Origin of the sequence: Nioella aestuarii (genome assembly GCF_050896395.1) — a bacterium.
GTDB lineage: Bacteria > Pseudomonadota > Alphaproteobacteria > Rhodobacterales > Rhodobacteraceae > Nioella > Nioella aestuarii.
In genome coordinates this window covers 34732-52196 of record NZ_JBPBBA010000002.1, presented here as the reverse complement: position 1 = coordinate 52196, position 17465 = coordinate 34732, and the positions used below count along the sequence as shown (strand labels likewise).

16 protein-coding genes, 1 tRNA gene and 1 other RNA gene are annotated in these 17465 nt (G+C 59.8%); 11 read left to right on the top strand and 7 right to left on the bottom strand.

The genetic code is table 11. From position 1 onward, the window contains the following. The first annotated feature begins 20 nt into the window (after positions 1-20). From ACROHD_RS01755 to ACROHD_RS01740, 4 genes are all read left to right on the top strand, one after another. On the top strand, positions 21-1409 hold the full coding sequence (locus ACROHD_RS01755; protein WP_432675561.1) for a sensor histidine kinase: 1389 nt from the start codon (positions 21-23) through the stop codon (positions 1407-1409). Positions 1410-1456: 47 nt separating this feature from the next. Then, a tRNA-Arg gene (locus tag ACROHD_RS01750) sits at positions 1457-1533 on the top strand. A gap of 590 nt (positions 1534-2123) precedes the next feature. After that, on the top strand, positions 2124-3023 hold the full coding sequence (locus ACROHD_RS01745) for a glycosyltransferase family 4 protein (protein WP_432675560.1): 900 nt from the start codon (positions 2124-2126) through the stop codon (positions 3021-3023). Positions 3024-3037: 14 nt separating this feature from the next. After that, positions 3038-4189, top strand: coding sequence for a capsular polysaccharide export protein, LipB/KpsS family (locus tag ACROHD_RS01740; protein ID WP_432675559.1), 1152 nt, complete (start codon positions 3038-3040; stop codon positions 4187-4189). A 7-nt stretch (positions 4190-4196) separates the two neighbouring features. On the opposite strand, the gene ACROHD_RS01735 is transcribed toward ACROHD_RS01740, so the two are convergent. The 3 genes from ACROHD_RS01735 to ACROHD_RS01725 form a co-directional block, all read right to left on the bottom strand. Beyond that, positions 4197-5291, bottom strand: coding sequence for a rhamnan synthesis F family protein (locus ACROHD_RS01735; RefSeq protein WP_432675558.1), 1095 nt, complete (start codon positions 5289-5291; stop codon positions 4197-4199). A gap of 222 nt (positions 5292-5513) precedes the next feature. Beyond that, on the bottom strand, positions 5514-6113 hold the full coding sequence (gene recR / locus ACROHD_RS01730; RefSeq protein WP_432675557.1) for a recombination mediator RecR: 600 nt from the start codon (positions 6111-6113) through the stop codon (positions 5514-5516). A 16-nt stretch (positions 6114-6129) separates the two neighbouring features. Further along, positions 6130-6474: a YbaB/EbfC family nucleoid-associated protein gene (locus tag ACROHD_RS01725; protein WP_432675556.1), complete on the bottom strand. Its 345-nt coding sequence runs from the start codon at positions 6472-6474 to the stop codon at positions 6130-6132. A gap of 129 nt (positions 6475-6603) precedes the next feature. Between ACROHD_RS01725 and ACROHD_RS01720 the strand changes: the two genes are divergently transcribed. After that, the gene (locus tag ACROHD_RS01720) at positions 6604-7245 is read left to right on the top strand and encodes an MSMEG_1061 family FMN-dependent PPOX-type flavoprotein (protein ID WP_432675554.1); all 642 of its coding nucleotides are present in this window, start codon (positions 6604-6606) and stop codon (positions 7243-7245) included. Positions 7246-7249: 4 nt separating this feature from the next. Here ACROHD_RS01720 and ACROHD_RS01715 read toward each other — a convergent pair whose 3' ends face one another. Further along, on the bottom strand, positions 7250-8995 hold the full coding sequence (locus tag ACROHD_RS01715) for a DNA polymerase III subunit gamma/tau (RefSeq protein WP_432675818.1): 1746 nt from the start codon (positions 8993-8995) through the stop codon (positions 7250-7252). Between the two features lie 357 nt (positions 8996-9352). On the opposite strand from ACROHD_RS01715, the gene ACROHD_RS01710 reads away from it, so the two are divergent. Genes ACROHD_RS01710 through ACROHD_RS01700 form a run of 3 tightly spaced genes read left to right on the top strand, consistent with a single transcriptional unit; the run spans position 9353 to position 11701 of the window. Further along, the gene (locus ACROHD_RS01710; protein ID WP_432675553.1) at positions 9353-10891 is read left to right on the top strand and encodes an ankyrin repeat domain-containing protein; all 1539 of its coding nucleotides are present in this window, start codon (positions 9353-9355) and stop codon (positions 10889-10891) included. Positions 10892-10894: 3 nt separating this feature from the next. Continuing rightward, entirely contained in the window at positions 10895-11374 is a 480-nt protein-coding gene (locus ACROHD_RS01705) for a phosphatase domain-containing putative toxin (protein WP_432675552.1), read from the top strand. Between the two features lie 9 nt (positions 11375-11383). Continuing rightward, entirely contained in the window at positions 11384-11701 is a 318-nt protein-coding gene (locus tag ACROHD_RS01700; protein WP_432675551.1) for a hypothetical protein, read from the top strand. 12 nt (positions 11702-11713) lie between these two features. Here ACROHD_RS01700 and rsgA read toward each other — a convergent pair whose 3' ends face one another. Both rsgA and ffs read right to left on the bottom strand, forming a co-directional pair. After that, on the bottom strand, positions 11714-12754 hold the full coding sequence (gene rsgA / locus ACROHD_RS01695; RefSeq protein ID WP_432675550.1) for a ribosome small subunit-dependent GTPase A: 1041 nt from the start codon (positions 12752-12754) through the stop codon (positions 11714-11716). A 155-nt stretch (positions 12755-12909) separates the two neighbouring features. After that, an RNA gene (gene ffs / locus ACROHD_RS01690) (signal recognition particle sRNA small type) lies at positions 12910-13008 on the bottom strand. Between the two features lie 104 nt (positions 13009-13112). Here ffs and ypfJ point away from each other — a divergent pair. After that, positions 13113-13952: a KPN_02809 family neutral zinc metallopeptidase gene (gene ypfJ, locus ACROHD_RS01685; protein WP_432675549.1), complete on the top strand. Its 840-nt coding sequence runs from the start codon at positions 13113-13115 to the stop codon at positions 13950-13952. A 6-nt stretch (positions 13953-13958) separates the two neighbouring features. On the opposite strand, the gene ACROHD_RS01680 is transcribed toward ypfJ, so the two are convergent. Continuing rightward, positions 13959-15797 (bottom strand): bifunctional 2',3'-cyclic-nucleotide 2'-phosphodiesterase/3'-nucleotidase, encoded by a 1839-nt coding sequence (locus tag ACROHD_RS01680; protein WP_432675548.1) that lies wholly within the window; start codon positions 15795-15797, stop codon positions 13959-13961. Between the two features lie 171 nt (positions 15798-15968). On the opposite strand from ACROHD_RS01680, the gene nudC reads away from it, so the two are divergent. Both nudC and ACROHD_RS01670 read left to right on the top strand, forming a co-directional pair. After that, entirely contained in the window at positions 15969-16940 is a 972-nt protein-coding gene (gene nudC / locus ACROHD_RS01675; RefSeq protein ID WP_432675547.1) for an NAD(+) diphosphatase, read from the top strand. Positions 16941-16986: 46 nt separating this feature from the next. Further along, on the top strand, positions 16987-17463 hold the full coding sequence (locus ACROHD_RS01670; protein WP_432675546.1) for a hypothetical protein: 477 nt from the start codon (positions 16987-16989) through the stop codon (positions 17461-17463). Positions 17464-17465: the final 2 nt, after the last annotated feature.

Sequence of the window (17465 nt, the reverse complement as noted above, 5' to 3'; positions counted from 1 at the left end):
AGGGAAGGTAGATAAACCGCGTGCTCAACTCGCTTTCAGGCCGATTGCTGATCCTGACCGTCATCTTCGTGATGCTGGCAGAAATCATGATTTTCGTGCCTTCCATCGCGCGGTTCCGCGAAGACTACCTGCTGGCGCGGATTGAGCGGGCACAGATCGCCTCGCTCGCCCTTCTGGCCGATGACGCGATGATGATCGACGAGGCGCTGGAACAGGAGCTGTTGGACAATGCGGGCGTCCTGAACGTGGTTCTACGCCGCGATGCTGTCAGTCAGCTTATCCTGTCGGTTGACCGCATTCCGCCGATCTCTGGCCAGTATGATTTGCGCGATGCCTCTGCCTGGACGCTGATCCGGGATGCGATGTTGCGTCTGGCAGAGCCAGAGGACCAGGTGATCCGCGTCTACGGCAACCCGGTGCAGGACGCGGGCATGTTGATCGACGTCACGCTGCATACAAGGCCCATGCGCGATGCGATGATCGACTATGGATTGCGCATCCTGCTTCTGTCAGCCGTGATCTCAGTCATCACTGCAATGCTGCTGTTTTTTGCGGCCCGCCATGCCATTGTCATGCCGATTCAGCGGGTGATCGATTCCATGCGTGCCTATTCCGAGAAGCCGGATGATGCCACGCGGATCATCCAGCCCTCTGCCGGGGTGACAGAGCTTCATACTGCGGAAGAAACCCTTCAAACGCTTCAAACGCAGCTTACTGCTTCGCTGAAGCAGCGAGAACGGTTGGCGCAACTGGGCGAGGCAGTGGCCAAGATCAGCCACGACCTGCGCAATATCCTGACGGTGGCAACGTTGATGGCCGACCGTCTCGAAGGGTCGGAAGACCCGGCCGTTCAACGCACGGCGCCCAAACTTCTTTCATCGCTATCGCGGGCCGTGAACCTCTGTGAAGGCACGCTTGCATTTGGCCGGGCGGAAGAGCCGCCGCCCGCGCTGACCCGCTTTGACCTGTCCCCCTTGTTGGAGGACGTGGCAGAGCAGGAACAACTGGCCGCCGGGGATGACCCCGTTCAGATTGCTGCAAGCTGTCCACCCGGCCTGAGTATTCGCGGCGACCCGGAACAGCTGTATCGCGTGCTAGGGAACCTTGTGCGTAACGCCCGGCAGGCGATTGCCGCCACGGGTCAGCCGGGGCAGATCACACTGGCCGCGTGCGAGGACGCTGAAGGCTGGGTGATCCGCATAAGCGACACTGGGCCGGGCCTGCCCAAGCGGGCGCTGGACCACCTGTTTCAACCGTTTCAAGGCGGCACGCGCAAAGGTGGCAGCGGGCTTGGGCTGGCCATCGCCGCCGAGTTGATCCGGGGCCATGGCGGCAGGTTGGAATTGAAGCAGACCGGCCCGGAAGGGACCGTCTTCGAAATCCTTCTGCCTGCCGGACAAAAAGTCTGATTTCGCACTTGCACCGGTCCGAGGACATGTCTAAACACCGCCCTCACGCGCTGGTAGCTCAGTTGGATAGAGTACTTGACTACGAATCAAGGGGTCGGGGGTTCGAATCCTCCCCAGCGCGCCACTTCTCCCTAAATACTCGCCCACAAGCCCTGCATTCGACCTGCTGTGCTCTGTATAGGCCTTTGTGTTTCATCTGCATGAAGCGCGTTTCCGGGAGCACACTTTAGGGTGGCCCTTTAATGCTGCCGACCATTTCAGCGCCAGGTTTGCTGCCGTAGCAAGCGATCCTGTTGGTCGCCCCAAGCAAAATGGACCCTATAGAAAAGCCGACAAGAAAAGTAGAAAGGCTGCTTCCGAAACCGCGAACATGGCTCAGGATGAGTCCGATGTACCGTTCTCTGGTTGCTCAACAAAAACGCTGGTAAGACTAGTTCGCAGGCCATACGGCATCTTTCGTGTTTTGCGAGCCTAACGGGTCAAAGCGAAATCGACGGCATCCCAAGCCATGGCTTGGCTTTCTTGAGCGGAGTAACAATGTCACGCAAGAACCTGCCGGTGCTCGTGATTGCACCAAACCTAAAGCGGCGGTGGTCAGGCGTGACGTCGACGATTTTCAGGTTGTTGCCGTTGCAGGCACGTCGGCTGGCGATCGTATGCGTTGGACCAGGTCTTCCTGCTGATTTGCCGCAGATCTCGTGGTCAACGCTTTTGATGCTGCCACGCCGGAAGCGACGTGTCTGGCACGCCCGTCGCAATATCGAGATGTTGGTCGGAATCATCTTGCGTCGCATTTTCCGAAAGAACCTTGCGCTTGTTTTCACCTCGGCGGCACAACGCCATCACACCGGGTATACGCGCTGGCTGATACGGCAGATGGAACGTGTGATTGCCACCTCGAAGGGCTCTGCCAGTTTTCTGGACGTTCCGTCCCGTGTCATCATGCATGGCATTGATTGCACCCGTTTTGTTCCGGCATCCGATCGAGCGTCCGTGCGGGCGGATCTCGATTTGCCCGAGAATGCCTTTCTGATCGGCTGTTTCGGGCGTGTGCGTGAACAGAAGGGCACCGATATCTTTGTGCAGGCGTTAATCGAGGCTGCTCGGGATCACCCAGACCTGGTTGGCATTGTCATTGGCCAGACGACATCGAACAACGAACCCTTCCTGGAAGAGTTGCGCGCGCGGGTGCAAAACGCGGGTCTGGAGGACAGGATATTGTTTCTGGGGGAACAGCCCGACGCCAAGTTGCCGTCGTTCTTCGCATCGCTGGATCTATTTATCGCGCCACAGCGCTGGGAAGGGTTTGGATTGACACCGATTGAAGCAATGGCGTCAGGCGTTCCGGTGCTGGCCAGCACGGCAGGCGCTTTCTCGGAGATGGTGATCGAGGGGGAAACCGGACATATCCTTGATCCGATGACGCCCGAAGCGCTGAGCACTGCCATTCGCGTCGCCGCAGCAGATCGTGATCGGCTGAGGGTAATGGGGCAGAATGCCCGCGCAGATGTTTTAGAGCGCTTTAATATCGAACGGGAAGCGGCGGAGATCGAGGAGGTCTACCAAGAGCTTCTGCCCGAAGAGACCGCCCCGTTTGTGGCGGAGCAGAGCTAGGATAGGGGCAGGAAGTGGCGCGGTTCTTAAAGCTTGATACAGGGGTTATCAGTGGGTTCGACGCAGCCTTGGGGCCGGATGTCGATACTGTTTCGACAGCTCCGGTATCGATGCTGGTCCGGCTGCGTCGTCGAGCCGGTCTAGCAGCCACATTACGTATTCTGGCGCGAGCGCTGTTTACACGAAATGAACAGATGCAGGTTCTGGTCGCGGGCAATGTCGACCGAAAGCGGATCAGGCTACCGGCAGTCTTCGAGCGTCGCCTGGTTTCGTCGATATATGGAAAGATCAAAGCATCGCAGGCCCGGCTTCTGCATGAACTTTTGCGCATCGAGCTCAACCAGTCTGCGGCATTGGATATGATTGCGATTGTCTATAACGGGTCCCTCTTTCCGGAAAGTGTGCTCGCCGCAGTGACGACGGATCGCCCGAGGGTATTTGTCGAAGCCGGTTTCTTTCCGGGGACGCTGCAGATTGATCCGGTCGGTTTGAACGCGGCCAATTCGGTGCCGCGCAACCCGGGCTACTATCGCGCCAGGCCAGAGCTGGCTGAGGGAGACCTTCCCAAGCTGGTGAACAATCGCCCCTCCAAGGCCCGGTTCGCGGCGATTGATCTGGATCCCGGCTATGTGTTTGTTCCGTTTCAGGTTCCCTCGGACATGCAGGTGACTGTTCATTCTCCGTGGATCAGGAGCATGGAGCAGTTTCTCGATGCGATTATAGCGGCCGCAGACAAACATTCGGATCTGCGGTTTGTGATCAAGGAACACCCCAGTTTCAAAAGATCTGTGATCGGCCAACGTGCTGATCATCCCCGTGTCATTTTTGCAAATGGCAATGTGACCTCCACATTGATCCAGAATGCCCGCTGTGTCGTGACACTGAACTCAACCGTTGGGATCGAAGGCCTTCTGGCAGGCAAACAGGTGATCACACTCGGAGATGCTTGCTACAACATCGAAGGGTTGGTTCGACATGCACCTGATGCTGAAGCTCTTGACGCCGTCCTGTCGGATCTTGATTGGCAGCCAGATGAGCCGCTACGCCGGGCATTCCTAAGCTACCTCTGGACGGATTATCTCGTGCACGGGACCTATAAAGAACTTCCAGACGATCTTGGAGCGCAGATCGAGAAAATCGCGCAGACATCAAGAGAGGCCGATTGATCCGGTGCTATCTGCCTGACAGGTTGCTGTCCCATGTTTCGATCTCCGCACGTATGATCGGATCAATGGTTTCAAGATAGCCGCCTGTGCGTATCAATTCACGTTGCGCTGCGTAGTGAGGTTCGCGGCTCTTCTTGATGAAGGGTGAATTCAGCATTCCAAGAAAAACCCTCGGATGGGCGTCGATGAAGTAGAATCTCATCCGACTGTTTCGCATCTTCTCGCGAAGCTTGGCGGTCAGGTCGCTGTCGTCGCCTCCGGCTGCCAGCACGTCGCCAAAAATAGAACGCCCACGTTCCGTGTTCTCCGAGTGATAACGGGCAACATCGAGGACTTCGGAATCGCTGAGCTTTTCCAGAGCCGCAAGAATATCATCGGGATTTATGAAGGAACCAATGCTGTAGCCCAAGGCCGACATCGTTCCGCTAACCCGAACTTCAAGACGGCGCACGACAAGCCATTTCTGACCGTATAGCGGCATCCGGCGCCAGAAATCCCAAAAGCGCTCATCCCGCAGAATTGCGGGCCCGAACCTGTAGAAATAGGACTGCAAGTGGCGATGACTGACTTTCTTGTTCTTCGTGTTGAAGAAAATCCCATACACATCCTCGGGGGCGTTCAATGCTGTTTCGATAAACCGTGACTCGGGACGGATCGGAATCCATGTGCTGTCATTCATGACGATCAGTCGTTCGACCTGCACACCAAGACGCTTCAACGTTAGAATTCCGTCGCGATAGCCACCGAAATCATATCCGATATTGGGGCGTTCCACGATCAGCGCGCAGCGCCCGTTCAAAAGGGCTCGGTCACTCGCCGAGACAGGGTGATTGGACACGACAACCGGTGTCACGCCATTTTCGATGAGATGATCCAGCGTAAGTTGCAGCGATGGAAGAAGACCGTCGGGTTGATAGATCAAAACAATGGCGACATCCTGCCCGAACTCCAATGCGCCTTCGCTCACGGTCACGTTGTCTGGATTGGCGTCATGCCGCATGCGACGCAGATGACCACCCAACAATCTGGTTGGACTGCCAATCTGCTTGCCAAAGCGCGCGATCTCTCGCCTCAGCTTCCACATTTTGCTACTGATTGACATTCATTCGTTCCTGTTCGCGACCTCTGCAAAGCGCCAGATGACCGTCTTTGCCGATGAAGGTTCCGATCAGCTGATCTGTTAATTCAACCTCTTTCAAAGGTCCATCCTGACGCCTTTCGGCCGGTGACTTTGGGGTGGTTGAACTTGGTTCGATTGCAGGCCCGTCGAAATTAAGGGCCAGTCAGAATCTGCGTTTTCGGCAATCGTGGGTAAGCTGTGAGCTCAAAATGCCTTCCGTGCCCGCAGCGCAGCAGAGATTGTCCCATCGTCTAGGTAATCCAGCTCACCGCCCACAGGAACGCCTTGCGCCAACGAGGACACGGTCACGCCGGTGCCCTCCAGCTCTCCGGCAATGTAGTGGGCCGTGGTCTGGCCATCCACGGTAGCGTTCAGAGCGAGGATGATCTCGTTCACACCGTCGCTATGGATGCGGTCGAGCAGTTTGGGAATGCGCAACTCTTCCGGGCCCACGTCATCCAGCGCTGACAGGGTTCCGCCGAGCACGTGATAGCGCCCCTTGAAGGCATGACCGCGCTCCATTGCCCACAGGTCCGCCACGTCCTCAACCACGCAGATCTGTCCGTTGGAGCGTTCAGCGTTCGAGCAGATCGAGCATGTATCAGATGTTCCGATATTTCCGCAGGTCAGGCACTCGCGCGCGGTGGCCGCCACATTGGTCATGGCGTTGGCAAGCGGATGCATCAGCAGGGCTCGCTTCTTGATCAGGTGCAAAACGGCACGCCGCGCCGATCGGGGCCCCAACCCCGGGAGCTTGGCCATGATGTCGATCAGGGCCTCGATATCTTCGGTGCCGCCCGCCATGCGAGAGGAACTGCCCTCAGAAGGGCAGCTTCATACCTTCGGGAAGGTTCAGGCCCTCGGTCAGCTTGGCCATTTCCCGTTGGCTGCGGTCGGCGGCCTTGGCCTGTGCATCCTTGATCGCGGCAAGGATCAGGTCCTCAACCACCTCTTTCTCATTGGGGTCAAAAATCGTCGGGTCGATATTCAGCGCCGTTAGCTCGCCCTTGCAGGTGGCCGTCGCGCGCACCAGACCCGCGCCCGATTCGCCTTCCACGGTCATGGTGGCGAGGGCTTCCTGCATCTCGGCCATCTTGCCCTGCATTTCCTGCGCCTGTTTCATGATCTTGGCCATGTCGCCAAGCTGGCCCAGTCCTTTCAGCATGTGTTCTCTCCGTTTGTCTCGCACGTGTGGCGGTTCATCCGCTAGATACGGGTCGTGCCCGTTCGAAACAAGGAACAATGCGCCAGGGGGCGTGCTATGCTGGGGGAATTGGGGAAAGGGATAGACGCGATGGATACAGTATTCGGGATAGAGGTGGACCGGGCCTTTGGGTCGGTCGCGGACCTGAGAGAAGAGGCCAAGGCCGCTTCTCGCTTCGTCAATAACAAAGTGATCGACCATATCGACGCGCTGGCCGCACGATTTATCGCGGCCTCGCCGCTGGCGTTTCTGGCGACGCGACGGCCCGATGGGGGGCTGGACATGACCCCGCGTGGCGATCCGGCGGGGTTTGTGCATATTCTCGATGAGAAAACCCTGGCCCTTCCGGACAGACCTGGAAATTTCCGCATGGATGCATTCGAGAACATCCTTGAAACCGGAGAGGCGGCACTGATCTTCGTCATTCCTGGCCATGGCGACACGCTGCGGGTTAGCGGCAAGGCCAAAGTCGTGCGGGATGCGGCCCTCGGGGAAAGGCTCGCTATCAGCGGACGACCTGCAGCCTATGTGACCCTAATTCGGGTCGAAAGGGTTCTGTCACATTGCCCGAAGGCCTTCGTCAGGGGGCGCATCTGGCAGCCCGATCACTGGCCCGACAGGTCAGGCGTGCCAACGCTGGCAGAGATGATGGTGGCCCATTCGGACCTGCCGGATCCGGTCGAAGAGGTAGAAGAGATTGTGAAACGCGACGGGGAGACGCGGCTATACTAGGGGATCAGTCCTCTTCGAACGGATCCCATTCGTCTTCGACCTCAGGCAGCGCCTGCAATTCCGCTTCGGCGTCCAACTCGGCACGGCTACGGATCTCGGTGATTTTTGCCTGCGGGAAGGCAGCGAGAACAGCCTGCATCATAGGATGTTGCCGCGCCTCGTCTTCCAGTTCACGGACCTTGGCAGTCTCCACCTCTTCGATGGTCTCGCCACCGCCCTCATTGGCCAGCGTCACCGTCCAGCGCACACCGGTCCAGTTCTTGAGGCTTTGCGCCAACCGGGGTGCGAGATCCCTTGGCGCGCGATCCGTGGGTTGGAAGGTGATGCGCCCGGGTGCATAGGACACGATGCGGACGCAGGTCTTCACCTCGATCAGCAGCTTAATGTCGCGATTCGATTCGATCAGCGCCACGACGGTGTCGAAGTTGTGGTAGTGGGCGAGAGCGGTTTCAGGGGCCTCTGCCAATGCTGTTGCGGCACCGCCGGACGGGCCACGGGGGGCAGAGGCGCGAGGAGAGGGGCCACCCTGTGGGGATGGTGCATGGGCACCACCACCACCGCTACCGTTGCCGGCAGGGGGCGGGGTCATGTCCTTGAGCTTGCGAACCAGATCCTCCGGCGGCGGCAGATCGGCCACATGGGTCAGCCGAATGATCGCCATTTCAGCGGCCATCATCGCGTTCGGAGCCAGCGAAACCTCTTCCAGCGCCTTCAACAACATCTGCCAGGCCCGCGCCAGCACCCGCATCGACAGCTTCGCGGCCAGCGCCTGCCCGCGCGTGCGTTCATCGGGGCCGATCGTGGGATCGTTTGCCGCCTCGGGCGTGATGTTGATGACAGAGAGCCAATGGGTGAGTTCCGCCAGATCGCGCAGCACTGCCATCGGGTCGGCCCCGTCGGCATATTGCGCACCCAACTCATCCAGTGCGCCTGCCGCATCGCCAGACATGACCTTTTCAAAGAGGTCCATGACCCGGCCCCGATCGGCCAGTCCAAGCATCGCGCGCACCTGATCGGCGGTGGTTTCGCCCGCGCCATGGGAAATCGCTTGGTCCATCAGGCTCATTGCATCGCGGACCGACCCTTCGGCGGCGCGGGTGATCAGCGCCAACGCATCCTCGTTGATCTCGGCGCCTTCCTTTGCCGCAACCCCCTGAAGATGGGCGATCATCACCTCGGGCTCGATCCGCCGCAGGTCGAACCGCTGGCAGCGGGACAGAACCGTAACGGGCACTTTGCGGATCTCGGTCGTGGCGAAGATGAACTTCACATGCGCTGGCGGTTCCTCCAGCGTCTTGAGCAGCGCGTTGAAGGCGCTGTTCGACAGCATGTGAACTTCGTCGATGATGTAGACCTTGTAGCGGGCCGAGGCCGCCCGGTAGTGGACACTTTCGATGATGTCGCGGATGTCGTTGACGCCGGTATGACTGGCTGCGTCCATCTCGATCACATCGACATGACGGCCTTCGGCAATGGCCTTGCAATGTTCGCAGGTGCCGCAAGGATCGGTGGTAGGGGTGCCGGTTCCGTCGGGGCCAACGCAGTTCAGCCCTTTGGCGACGATCCGGGCGGTGGTGGTTTTGCCTGTTCCCCGGATGCCGGTGAGGATGAAGGCCTGCGCGATCCGGTCCGCCGCGAACGCGTTTTTCAGGGTGCGCACCATGGCCTCTTGGCCGATCAGGTCAGCAAAACTGGCGGGCCGATATTTGCGGGCCAGTACCTGATAGCCTTTGTCTTTGGTCTCGGACATGGTGCCTCGCGTCGCGTTGATCAGGGGCAGGTTAGTGGGTTTTGACCGGGGGGTGAACAGCCGAGTTGAGCCTTGCGCGTGCTGAGAGGTCAGGTCGCCTCTGGCGAACATGTTTTTGCCAAGAGGAAAGGGCGCGCGCGCTATGGGGACTGGGTATGGGACAAGGGATTCTTAACCGAGGCTTCCGGGGCTTGGAGGATGGGAATTCATGCGATAATATTCACCCGCCGCGAGGGGCGGTATCCAGGTTCGCGGAAGGCCGTCATCGGCACCCCTGTCACATCAGAAGACCGAGCATATCGGATTTCTCATGCCCGGATCAGCGAACCGGCGGGCGCTATCGTGAGGAAACCGACGATGAAAACCCTCGACCAGTTGCGCCGTGACGCCAAGGCACTGCGAAAGGCCCATAAGGCCAATGATGCTCTTGCCCTGCAGCGGCTCAAAGTCCATCCGCCCCGCAGCGATGGCACGGAACTCAAACATGCCGATTACCTGCATGTCATCGCCCGTGAGTCCGGCTTTGTCAGCTGGCCCGCGTTGAAAGAGGCGCAGGAGATGCAGGGGTTGGATCGCGCCACGAAGCTGCAGAAGCTCAAGATTGCCCTTGCACATGGGCAGAATGCCCGGGTGGATCGCTTGCTGGCAGACACGCCGGATTTGGCTGATGGCGTTTTTGGCTTGCAGGTGGCGCTGCTGCACCGTGAGGCTGTAGAGCAGATGCTGGCCGAAGATCCGGGCCGCGCAACGCGTGTCGTGGCACATCAGTCACCGCTGTGCTTTCTTGCCTTTTCCAAGCGCTTGAAGGCGGAACCGGAGAAGGAGGCGGATATGCTGGCCATCGCCGAGATGCTGTTGGCGCATGGCGCAGATGTGAATGATGGTCGTCCTGTCAGCCCTGACAGCGAGCATCGCCTTTCGGTGCTTTATGGCGCCATTGGCCATGCCGACAACATGGTGCTGGGGCGCTGGCTTCTGGATCATGGGGCTGACCCGAATGATGGCGAGTCGCTCTATCATGCGACCGAGCTTGGGCATCATGAAGGGTTGCGAATGCTGCTCGAGGCCGGGGCGAATCCCACAGGCACCAATGCCCTGTTGAGAGCTATGGACTTCGACGATCACCATGCGGTGCGAATGCTCTTGGATCACGGTGCGAGGGCAGATGATTTCGATGACAACCATGTGGGAGGAGAGGCGCCTTGGGTCGTACCTGCCCTGCATCAGGCCGCACGGCGCATGTGCGATGCAGAGATGATCGACTTGTTGCTGGAGGCCGGAGCCGATCCGAGCCGTAAATTTGAGGGATGCACTGCCTATGGCTATGCTCGCGTTTTTGGCAATTCCGATCTGGCACGGGCCATCGAGGCGCGGGGTGTGGTGCCGGATCTGACAGGGGAAGAACGACTTCTGGCGATGGCGGCTGATGGTGAGGTGCCGCCAGGTGTGTTCATCGATCCGGCGAACCTGCCCGAAGCGTATCGCAACATCATCCGCCAGATCCTGCATCTTCCGGGAAAGCTGGAGCATGTGAAACGACTGGTGGCAATGGGCGTGGAATTTGATCGCCCTGACGGTGAAGGGCTGACACCGGTTCAGGTCGCAGGATGGGTGGGGTTGCCCGATGTCATGGGCTACCTGCTGTCGCTTAAGCCGGACTTGACGCATGTGAATGGCTACGGGGGCACATTGCTGTCAACCATTCTGCACGGGGCTGACAATTGCCCCGAACGGGCAGAGCGTGACTATGTCAGTTGCCTGCGGCTTGTGCTGGAACATGGTGTTGCTTTGCCAAGGGCGGCTATCGCGTTTGCCAATGACGATAGTATCGCGGAGTTTCTGGCTGGATGGGCCGAGGATCATCCCGGCTCGGTGGTGGAACAAGGGGCATTCTGAAGCGTGGAAGAATTTACCATTTCCGAGCTGGCGGCAGGGGGCGGGATGCTTGGCATCTGCCCCCTGCCGGGACGCTTCAGGGCTTATTCCGAAGATCTGGATGCGGTGCTGCAATGGCGGCCTGACGTCGTGTTGACCATGACGACCCTGCCAGAGATGACACGGCACGGGGCGGATCGATTGGGGCAGGATCTGATCAGCCAGGGCATTGTCTGGCACCCTCTGCCGGTTTCGGATTTCGGCACGCCGACGGAGGAGGTTCAGGCGGCCTGGCCAGATCTGCAACCTTTGCTGGCGCGGGGTGGGCGGGTTCTGGCGCATTGTTATGGCGGCTGTGGACGATCTGGGATGGCTCTGCTTCGGCTGATGGTCGAGGCGGGAGAGGCAGGGCCTGCGGCGTTGACCCGGCTTCGCGCAGTGCGCCCCTGTGCTGTTGAAACGGACGCGCAGATTCGCTGGGCTGTTGGGCATCGGATGCGCTAGGCTATCCATATGACCCAAGCTGGCCGTCATATTGCTTTGAAAATCATTCTGCTGGCCTGGGTGGCCATCATGGGGATCTCCATTTTTGGTTACATCCTGACCGAGGCATCCGGCGACGGGTTTACGCGGGGGCTGAATCGGATAATGGTCTTCCTCGGATGGCAGATTGCCGGATTGGTAGTCGCGTTGATTTGTTTGTTTCTGCGGGCCCGAGTGGAACCGGGCCGACCCCTTCGCTGGGTTGCGATGGTGCCGGCCCTTGTGGCTGGGGCGCAAGTTTTGGCGATCCTGTCGCTGTTCCTTGCAACCTCTGCCAATGTGCGCTGATCCAACTGGGTATCAGCGCCGGTATCGGTCCTTGTCCTTCATCACTGACCGGACAAGTTTGCCAAAGCTTTTGTCCCGCGCGCGCGCTTGGGCCAGCGTCTCGGAATTGCGCGCATCCTCGGCCTGAAGCTTACGCCAGCGGCGCAACCTGTCGGGGTCAACCTGTCCGGTTTCGATTGCCGCATGGATGGCGCAGCCCGGCTCGGCTTCATGGCTGCAATCGGAAAATCGGCATGCCTTCGCCAGCTCGTCGAGATCGGCAAAAACCGCGTCTACGCCCTCGCGCGCGCCTGACAGTCGCAACGCACGCATACCGGGCGTGTCGATCAGCCAGCCACAGGCGCGTGTCCGATGCAAGCCCCGTGCAGTCGTGGTATGGCGGCCCTTGGCATCATCTTCGCGAATGCCTGCGGTCGCCACTTCGCCGCCGGTCAGTGCATTGGACAGTGTTGATTTGCCGACGCCCGAAGACCCCACCAAAGCCAGCGTCTGACCGGTCTTGCACCAGGGTGCCAATAGCGCGGCATCCTCAGCTTCGGTCGCATTGAGTGCGATGGCCGTTACAAGCGGCGAGAGCCGCTCTGCCCGCCGGACATAGCTGTGCGGGTCGTCGGCCTGATCGGCCTTGGTCAGGATCACCAGCGGCAGACAACCGGCGGTGGCAGCAAGTGCCAGGTAGCGTTCCAGCCGGGCCTCGTTGAAATCGGCGTTGCAGGAACTGACGATGCCAAGCGTATCGACATTGGCGGCAATCAGCTGCTGTTCTGCCCCGGTGCCCGCTGCACGGCGCGTCAACTCTGTCAGCGGGGTCAGGCGGCGGGTCACCTTTTGGCGCGTCGGATCAGTGATGACCCAATCGCCCACGGCGAACTGGCCGGTGGTCATGTCAGAGGGCGGCACCAGCAGATGCTCGGCCCCAGGCGACAATCCCATCAGCCGATCGCGTGCGACCGAAGACAAGCGGCAGACAAGGTTGGATTGCGCGGGATCATCTGCGATCTGCGCGGCGAAATGGTTCGACCATCCAAGGTCGGCAAGAGTCAGGTGTTTCAATGGTATGGTTCCCGGAACACGCGTAAAAGAAGCCCCAAGGGGCGGTTCGATTTACGGCCGGGCAGACGATGCCTTGGTCAGTTGGTCTGACGGATCAGGCAGCGCGGGCCCGGAGGGGTGCTACAATATCCATGTATCCTCCGGCGGCTGGTTGAGGGTGAGAGGCTGGACATCGACCCAAGCGGGGCTCGTTGTGGCTGCTACCTTCCGGTCCTGACCAGGTTGGCGAGGCGCTTGCCCGCGCCAACCTCTCGACTCGGGATGTAGGCGATCTGTGGCCGTTTCGCAAGGGCAGGGCTTCCCCGTTGACGCGCCTTGGCACTAGACTGGTCCTCGGTATTTCAGAGAGGAGATGTCGATGCGCCTTCGAGGAGTGAATCGCAGCCGCAATGTTGTGGACAGGCGTGGTCGGGGTGGCCGCGCAGCAGGTGGTATTGGCGGCGTGGGACTTCTGGTGGTGCTGGTCATCGGCTATTTTGCGGGGGTGGACGTAACCGGCCTGCTGGATCAGGCCGCCCCGTCGCAGCAGTCATCGGAAACAAGAGAGCTCTCAGCGTCCGAACAGCAATCCGGCGATTTTGTCGCCCGGGTGCTGACCACAACCGAAACCGTCTGGACCGACGTGTTCCCCAACCAGCTGGGGCGCAGCTACAACCAGCCGCAATTGGTGCTGTTCAGCGAAGTAACGCAAAGTGGCTGTGGCGGTGCATCGGGATCATCGGGGCCATTCTATTGCCCCGCAGACAGGCGCGCCTATCTGGACACTGCGTTTTTCGGCTTCATGACGGAGCGCTTGGGCGCGGGCGGCGATTTTGTCGCTGCCTACGTAATCGCACATGAGGTTGCCCATCACGTCCAGAATGAGCTTGGCATTCTGGGGCAAGTTCACCAGCTGCGTGCTAATGCGACCGAGCGCGAGGCAAACGCGCTTCAGGTGAGGGTGGAGCTTCAGGCAGATTGCCTGTCCGGTGTCTGGGCCTATCACGTCTCTGACCTGCTGGAGACGGGTGATGTGGAAGAGGCGCTGAACGCGGCGGAACGGATCGGGGATGATTATCTTCAGGCCCGCGCCGGTCGCCAGCCAAACCCGCATACCTTCACCCATGGCACCTCGGCGCAGCGGATGCGTTGGTTCCAGAATGGCCGCGCATCGGGCCAGGTGGCGGATTTTGACACCTTTGGCACTGACCAGCTCTAGGTACCATCAAAGCGTCATCTCGAATTGGAGAAACCCGTTCTGGGCACGGGACAGTGCGCGCAAACCAAGCGACCGGGCACGGTCGGCGTGCTTTGCTGCGCCGGGGCCGGTTTCAAAGATCACCCGTGTGTCGCCCAATGGTACGAAACGCCAGGTGTCCTGGACCTTGGGCTCAATGGGCGAGGATTTTGCGATATGGTCAGCCAGAATTTTTCGCACCGCTGTTGGGCATTGCAACACAGGTTCGCACCGTGCGGGGGCGGGGAAGTGGCCACCACCAGAGGCGCGATAGCTGTTGGTAGCAACCAAGAACTCGTCCGCCGCGTCGATGGCGCTTCCGTTGTAGCACAGATCCCGAATGCGGCCGGGCCCGGGGAAGATCTGCTCTCCATCTGCGGAGTATCGCGCTGGCTGCGAGACATCGATGCAATAGGTTAATCCGAAAATCACATCGAAGTTGTAGCTGGAGAAGCTGGGATCCAGCAGCATTTGGCCGCTCCCGCCCGCGACGACACGCTGAAAGGCACTCGCGGCGCGTTCTAGCCAGTCAAGCAGGTCTGCCCCTGAGCTGCGCAGAACCTGCAGAGTGTTTGGAAAGGCGTATAGATCTGCCGCATTGCGAAGGGTCAGGGGGCCTGCGGGGACATCCGTGTAATAGCCCGGCCCGGCCCGCCCGCCGCCTTTGAACGGGGCCACGGCACACAGCAAAGGCAGCTCTGCCAAGGAATGATCTTGCAGCATGAGACGGGCGAAGCTCAACTTTGCATCTGCCATGAAGGCAAGGGTGGGGCTGTTGCCCGCCAGCGCGAAATAGCTTTCCAGGGGCGTGTCGGTTGTGCCGATCGGGCGGCGCGTGTGGGTCAGGGTCTTTTCGTGGCTTCTTGCCGAAAGGCTGAGAATGGCAGGTGATGCCGGAACCGGTCCGCCATCTGGCAACACCGAATGGACACGGGATGCGCTGCACTCGATCTGCCAGCCGTCTCGGTAGGTTAAGTCGAGGGTGATCTGCCCAAGGTGAGAGCCAAAGAAACCCGGCTGAACAACAGGAATGCCGTGGATCAGGCCGTCGGCATCATCCCGGGGGAAAACCCGGTGTGTATGGCCTGCAACAATGGCATCCACCGCGTGCGAGGCCGCAAGAGGCACAAGGGCGTTCTCAAGGTCTGGTGTATCTTGGTCGGCGCCTTGTCCCGAATGGCAGAGCGCGATCACCAGATCAGCGCCCGAGGCCCGCAGGGCTGCGGCTTCTCGCTTGGCGGTTTCGACAATCGGGCCGGACGTGACCTGCCCGGTCAGAAGGGTACTGTCCCATTTTGTGATCTGCGGAGGTGTCAGGCCAAGCACACCGATGCGCATAGGCTGCCTATCATCATGATCGTCCTGAAACATGCGATCCAGAAGCACCGACCGGGGCAGCAAGGGCGTGCCGTCCATCCGATCTACATTCGCGACCACCACGGGAAACGCTGCGCCTGATGTGACCTGTTCCAGAAACGTGACGCCGTAGTTGAAATCATGATTGCCAACCGTCGCAGCATCGTACCCCATCAGGTTCATCGCGGCGATCATAGGATGAGGATTGGTGAGGCCCAGTTCATGGGCGACATCGCCAAGCGGTGTGCCCTGCAACGTATCGCCATTGTCGAACAGCAGGCAGTTTGGGTGCGCCTCACGCAAGCGGTCAACCAGCGTTGCGATGCGGGCCAGTCCCGGGTCATTTTCCTCGGCATCGAGGTAATAGTTATACGGGCGCAAGTTCGCATGCAGGTCGGTCGTTGCCAGCAACACGAGCCGCAGCCGCCGCCCCGTCATCGAGTTGGCCACCCTTTGTGCCTGAGTCCCCATGAGTTTTCTTTTCTGGTCGTGCTGTCCTCCTCCCAACTAGACCATTCATCCAGGAAATTGCCAGCCACAGGCCAAAGCTGATTTCCGGTTTGCGCCGGTTTCCCGCATCTGCGACATTCCTGCCATAGCGGCCTTAAAAAAGGTTAACGGATTCAGGCAGAAAGCAGGGACATGAAGCTTGCAGAAACAGTGACATTCGGGGGGTCGGGTCTCGATCGCGCAGCATTGATGCGCGGGGATGAAGCGGCCCTTGCCGCGGCTTTGGACGACGGGCGTGGCACTGTCCTGCCGATCTGGCGCGGCAAACCGTTGATGGAAGCGCATGAGGGCGGCCTGCGGCTGGTCTGGCTTCCGGCGCGTCACCCGATGTTGGCCGATGCACCTGCAGAGCGCCTGTTTCTGGGGGATGATGATGGCGCATTGCGCTTCGCTGCCGATATCTCTCGCTGGCAACCCGAGGATCTGGACGACTCGCAGCTGAACTCCTTTGCCGATCAAAGCCTGCAATCACACCCCACGGCATCAGATGATCAAGTCTTTCGGGAACTCAGGCTGGCAATGACAATGCTGACCCCGCGCGATGCGGAGTTGGCAGCCACAGCCAAGGCCATGCTCGGTTGGCATCGCTCGCACCGCTTTTGCGCCCGCTGTGGCACTGGAAGCCGGATGGCCTTGGCAGGCTGGCAACGGACATGCCCCGACTGTAATGCGCATCATTTTCCACGCACCGATCCAGTCGTTATCATGCTGATCACCCACGGCAACGACCTGCTTCTCGGCCGGTCACCAGGTTGGCCTGAAGGAATGTACTCACTGCTGGCCGGTTTCATCGAGCCTGGCGAGACGATGGAAGCCGCCGTGCGCCGTGAGGTTGCCGAGGAAACGGCGGTGCAGGTCGGGCAGGTCGACTATCTCGCCAGCCAGCCTTGGCCTTACCCTTCGTCGCTGATGTTCGGGTGTCGGGGCGAGGCGTTAAGCCGAGAGATAACCATTGACCCGGCAGAGCTGGAAGCTGCCATGTGGATCAGCCGGGAAGAACTGGCCGATGCCCTTGCCGGACGTCACGCAACCATCCTGCCAGCCCGAAAAGGTGCAATTGCACAGTTTCTTATGGAAAACTGGCTTGCGGACAGGCTGGACTGACGGGCAAAAGAAACATGTACTCACGAAGGTAGCAGGGACGACCAGTATGATTTTCGAGACCAAAGAAGATGTTGATGTCCCCCGTGATTTCGCATTCACCCGGTTTGCCGATTTCACCCGATATGAGCAATCTGCCCGTCAATATGGGGCCGACATCCGCCGGGTGAACGGTTTCACCGAAATCGCTGAAGGCTGTTCCTGGCGCGGCTCTGCTGTCGTTCGCGGCAAGGCGCGCGGGGTTGAGGCCGTCATCACCCGACTAAACCGCCCCGAACATGCCCAGATGAAGACCACCGTTGGCGGCATGACCGTCGATCTCGACATGTATTTCGAGGATCTGGGGCCCGAGAAAACACAGGTGCGAGCGACAGCTCAACTCAAGGCGACCACGCTGGCGGCGCGATTGATCCTCCAGACGGTCAAGTTGGCGCGCCGTCAGGTGCAGGGCAAAATAGATTCGCGGATCGTGGCCCTGGCCAACGAGTATGAAGACGAATACCGCCGTCAGCAGATGCGGGGTTAAGT